Origin of the sequence: Halomonas sp. (genome assembly GCF_052095765.1) — a bacterium.
Lineage (GTDB): Bacteria > Pseudomonadota > Gammaproteobacteria > Pseudomonadales > Halomonadaceae > Halomonas.
Genome location: NZ_JBQDJZ010000139.1, coordinates 1 through 4546 on the forward strand (window position 1 = coordinate 1; position 4546 = coordinate 4546).

General features: G+C 56.7%; 6 protein-coding genes, 1 tRNA gene and 1 pseudogene. 4 read left to right on the top strand and 4 right to left on the bottom strand.

All coding sequences use genetic code 11. From position 1 onward, the window contains the following. Both ACTH3D_RS12660 and ACTH3D_RS12665 read right to left on the bottom strand, forming a co-directional pair. A pseudogene (locus ACTH3D_RS12660) lies at nucleotides 1-528 on the bottom strand (DUF3137 domain-containing protein); the annotation flags it as partial. After that, entirely contained in the window at nucleotides 525-1067 is a 543-nt protein-coding gene (locus ACTH3D_RS12665; RefSeq protein WP_441667489.1) for a LemA family protein, read from the bottom strand. The gene ACTH3D_RS12665 and the pseudogene ACTH3D_RS12660, both read right to left, overlap by 4 nt. 210 nt (nucleotides 1068-1277) lie before the next feature. Here ACTH3D_RS12665 and ACTH3D_RS12670 point away from each other — a divergent pair, with 210 nt between their 5' ends. Beyond that, nucleotides 1278-1349 (top strand): superinfection immunity protein, encoded by a 72-nt coding sequence (locus ACTH3D_RS12670; protein ID WP_441667495.1) that lies wholly within the window; start codon nucleotides 1278-1280, stop codon nucleotides 1347-1349. A 72-nt stretch (nucleotides 1350-1421) separates the two neighbouring features. Here ACTH3D_RS12670 and ACTH3D_RS12675 read toward each other — a convergent pair. Together ACTH3D_RS12675 and ispB are read right to left on the bottom strand one after the other, a co-directional pair. Next, nucleotides 1422-1498, bottom strand: a tRNA-Pro gene (locus tag ACTH3D_RS12675). Between the two features lie 84 nt (nucleotides 1499-1582). Beyond that, entirely contained in the window at nucleotides 1583-2587 is a 1005-nt protein-coding gene (gene ispB / locus ACTH3D_RS12680) for an octaprenyl diphosphate synthase (RefSeq protein WP_441667490.1), read from the bottom strand. A gap of 276 nt (nucleotides 2588-2863) precedes the next feature. On the opposite strand from ispB, the gene rplU reads away from it, so the two are divergent. From rplU to cgtA, 3 genes are all read left to right on the top strand, one after another. Then, nucleotides 2864-3175, top strand: a complete 312-nt coding sequence (gene rplU / locus ACTH3D_RS12685) for a 50S ribosomal protein L21 (RefSeq protein WP_441667492.1) — start codon at nucleotides 2864-2866, stop codon at nucleotides 3173-3175. Nucleotides 3176-3207: 32 nt separating this feature from the next. Next, nucleotides 3208-3465, top strand: coding sequence for a 50S ribosomal protein L27 (gene rpmA / locus ACTH3D_RS12690; protein ID WP_075879593.1), 258 nt, complete (start codon nucleotides 3208-3210; stop codon nucleotides 3463-3465). Nucleotides 3466-3550: 85 nt separating this feature from the next. Further along, a partial coding sequence (gene cgtA / locus ACTH3D_RS12695) for an Obg family GTPase CgtA (protein ID WP_441667493.1) occupies nucleotides 3551-4546 on the top strand: 996 nt, incomplete at its 3' end.

The window sequence follows — 4546 nt, forward strand, 5'->3', positions numbered from 1 at the left end:
GAACTCAAACTGGACGCCTGCGATGTTGCCACTGATGTAGTCTTCACTGCTCTTGCTCGAAAAGCGCGGCAAGATATCGAATGACTTGACGGCTTCCAGGTCTATACAGCCATCTTTATCGTAGGTGTGATCGCCAAAGGCTTGGAGCAGCACAGGGATAAGCTTTTGTTTGTAGCGCCGCGTGTACTGCAACTCCGGATAGACAACCCAGGCGCCCAGTCCGCCGACTACGAACAGGGTATAGAGTGTCGGTTCACCAGATACCAGCATGAAGAGATCCAGCGCTACCGATGGTAACCACAGCAACCAGCCAAGGCGACGAAACCAGGTCTTGCGACGTGTCTTGCTCGCCAGCTTTTCCAACCTGAACTGCTCTAGCGGTTCCAGCAATGGTAAAACATCTCGTTCTATCGTCGCGCGGATGTCGTCGGACAACTCGGTCGTTGTCTCCGGGTGCTGGAAGGCCGTCCCGCTGCCTAGCTGCTTGAGTGCCTCACCAGCCTGAAAAAGTGTCTTCAGAATACTCATGGGTTGAGATAATGGTCAGCGTTGACCGGTGCGCGATCGGCTTTAGATGCCTCGAAGAACGGCAAGGGTTCTAAGCCCATCACCTTTGCAATCAATGTTCCCGGAAAGATCTGGATGGCATCCTTGAACCGGCGTCCCGCGGCATTGTAGCTATCCGCATATGCTCGCTGAGCTTCCAGCATGTTGGTGTGAGACTTAAGGTCGGGATAGTTTTCCACCGCCACCATTAGTCCCGACAGCTTGTCTTCGAGAGCAGCCTCTAGCTCGAATCTCTTCTCTGTGCCTTCGCGGTCGTTTGCCTTTGCCGCTTTCAACACATCCGTGCGCAGTTGAGTAATATCAGTGAGTAGCGCCTTCTCATGCTCCATAAAGCGAGCGGCGATTTTCAAAATATTGGGGATCAGATCGGTGCGCTTCTTCAGCTGGACATCAATCCCAGAAAAAGCCTCTTGAGCCGCGTTACGCCGGGAAACAATAGCGGCATACCAAAAGTAAAGAAAAATTAAAGCGGCTATGACAGCCAAGATGACCCAGTTCATTAGAACGTTCCTTCTTGTGTTATAAGGTGCGGTATAGGGAGGGGGGCTGAATGATACAGGAATGTTAACTGGATTATTTGTGTGATCGGTCGTCCTGCGATTTCATCGCTAACTCACTTTTCCGATATGTGATCAGCCTGCTTGTTTCTGAGCCTAACCGGGGCAAGTATCATGGAAGGTAGAACAAGGAGGTAATATGGATGGCGCAATATGCCTTATGTCCTCGCGATCAGCGTGCTCAACGTGGTAGCTGGCTGGACGTTTGTGGGGTGGTGGGTCTGAGGGATATAGAGTTAAGTCAATAAAAACGGCCACTTGCTGAACTAGCTAAGTGGCCGTTTTTATTGAATTCTTTGGTCGGAGTAGCAGGATTCGAACCTACGACCTCTGCCTCCCGAAGGCAGCGCTCTACCAAGCTGAGCTATACTCCGATGCGTTGGGTCTGTGCCTCAACGGTGACAAATTATACGTCTATTCAGCGCGGTTGCAAGCCGCGCAGCGTGTTTCTTGCTGACTTAGGCCTGGCGGTTGACGGCCATGTGGGCCAGCTGGGTCATGGCATCGCGGTAGAGCGAATCGGGCAGGGCATCCAGCTGGGCCAGTGCCTTGTCGATCATCTCTTCGGCGCGCTGGCGGGTGTAGTCCAGGGCACCGGTGCCATGAACGATGGCTAGCACTTCATCAAGCTGCTCCAGTCCGCCTTTGCGGATGGCCTGGCGGATCAGCTTGGCCTGCTCAGGGGTGCCGGTTTGCATGGCACGGATCAGCGGCAGGGTGGGCTTGCCTTCGGCCAGATCGTCGCCGACGTTCTTGCCCATGGCATCGACGTCGCCCTGATAGTCGAGCAGGTCGTCGATGAGCTGGAAGGCCAGACCAAGATAACGGCCATAGTTCTGCAGGGCACTTTCCTGCTCAGCGGTGGCGCCAGCAATGATGGCGCCGCTGTGTGAGGCAGCCTCGAACAGCATGGCGGTTTTGCCCTGGATGGTCTCGAAGTAGGTGGCTTCGTTGACGTCAGGGTTGCCGACATTGACCAGCTGTTGAACCTCACCTTCGGCGATAACACAGGTGGCGGCAGACAGGATCGCCATGATGCGCATTGAGCCGATGTCCACCATCATCTGGAACGAGCGCGAATAGAGGAAGTCACCAACCAGCACTGAAGGGGCGTTGCCCCAGGCGTCGTTGGCGGTCTGGCGTCCACGGCGCATGTGGGATTCGTCCACTACGTCGTCGTGCAGCAGAGTCGAGGTGTGCATGAATTCGATCAGGCTGGCCAGCCTGATGTGCTGGTCGCCCTGGTAGCCGATGCTGCGTGCGGCCAGCAGTACCAGCAGCGGGCGCATACGCTTGCCGCCGCTTTCAATAATGTACTGGCCGATGGTTTCGACTAGTGGAATGCGCGAGGTCAGTTGGGCCAGCAGGGTGCGGTTGACGGCGAGGAAGTCATCGGCCACGACGGCATGTACCGGGCCCGTCGGGATGGTGGTGCTAAGCGATGGCGCAGAGTTGGCGGTCATGAAGGCATTCGACGGTAGGTGAAGCCGGGGCGGCGAAACAGATGCAGTGGTCATGCTATGGGGCGGCACTGTAAGCGTCAAGACATGCCGTGCGGGTGGCCAGCAGGATGGCGATGGTCTGATGGGAGATGTCAAGGATGGCTTGTCGTCGGGCTTGTGTGGCGCTATAATTCGCGACCCACTCATCATGCTCCCTGTCAGATGGCTGCCAAAAGGGGCGCCACTCGAAGCAGGCTGATAAAGAGCCAACCCCGATGAGTCTCGGAGAAGAGAAACATGTACGCAATTATCAAGAGTGGCGGTAAGCAGTACCGTGTTCAGGAAGGCCAGACGCTCAAGCTTGAGAAACTGGAAATTCCGACAGGCGAAACCATCGACTTTGATGAAGTGTTGCTGGTCGGCAGCGACGACGATGTCAAGATCGGTACGCCGATGCTTGAAGGTGCTAAAGTGTCTGCCGAGATCGTGTCCCACGGCCGTGGCGATAAGGTGACTATCATCAAGTTCCGTCGCCGTAAGCACAGCATGCGTCGCCAGGGGCACCGTCAGTGGTTTACTGAAGTCAAGATTACTGGGATCAGCGCGTAAGCGTTATCCCCTGAACGAGCGAGGACGATACAATGGCTCATAAGAAGGCAGCGGGTTCCACACGGAACGGTCGCGATAGTGAATCCAAGCGTTTGGGCGTGAAGCTGTTCGGTGGTCAGGCAGTGACCCCAGGCAACATCATCGTCCGTCAGCGCGGCACCAAGTTCCACGCCGGCACTGGCGTTGGTATCGGCAAGGACCACACGCTGTTCGCTCTGGACGAGGGCGTGGTCAAGTTCGAAACTAAGGGTCCGAAAAACCGCAAGTTTGTGAGCATCGTCTCTGCTTGAGACAGCCCGAATTTGTCGTGTAAAAGGCCCCGCGCAGCGGGGCCTTTTTGTATCATGACGGTATTGACCGTCAGGAGATTGTCAGATGCAGTTCGTCGACGAAGCCTCGATCATCGCAGAAGCCGGTAATGGTGGCAGCGGTTGCATGAGCTTCCGCCGTGAGAAGTACATACCCAAAGGCGGTCCCGATGGCGGCGATGGCGGTCATGGTGGCAGTGTTTACCTGATCGGCGATGACTCGCTCAATACGCTGATCGATTTCAGGTATCAACGATTCTATAAGGCAACCAACGGTCGGCCCGGCCAGGGCAAGCAGATGAACGGCCGGGCTGGTGAAGATTTGCACGTCAAGGTGCCAGTGGGCACGACGGTGATCGACGAGGACACCCTTGAAGTGATCGCCGATGTGACTGAAAACGGACAGGTGGTGCTGGTCGCCCAGGGCGGTCGCCGGGGGCTTGGCAACATTCACTTCAAGTCGTCCACTAACCGTGCGCCACGGCGTACTACCCTGGGTACCGATGGCGAGCGCCGCAACCTGCGCCTTGAAATGAAGGTGATGGCCGATGTGGGGTTGCTGGGTCTGCCCAATGCGGGCAAGTCAACGCTGATCCGCTCGGTATCGGCGGCTAAGCCCAAAGTGGCCAACTATCCATTTACTACCCTGGTGCCCAACCTGGGTGTGGTGAAGCTTGGTCAGTACGAACACTTTGTCATGGCCGATGTGCCGGGCTTGATTGAAGGAGCCTCAGGCGGTGCTGGGCTGGGGCTGCGCTTCCTCAAACACCTGACGCGTACCCGGTTGCTGTTTCATGTGGTTGATGTGGCGCCGTTCGATGAGTCTGACCCGGTCGAAGCTGCCAAGGCGATCACTCTTGAGCTGGGCCAGTTCTCGCCGACGCTAGCCGAGCGTCCGCGCTGGCTGGTGCTCAACAAGCTCGATCTGTTGCCCGAAGATCAGCGTGATGCAGTGGTTGATGAGATCCAGGCGCGGCTGAATCATGATGGGCCGGTGTTCCGCATCTCGGCCATCAGTAGCGACGGCACGGCGGCACTGGTGCAGGCAGCACATCGCTGGTTG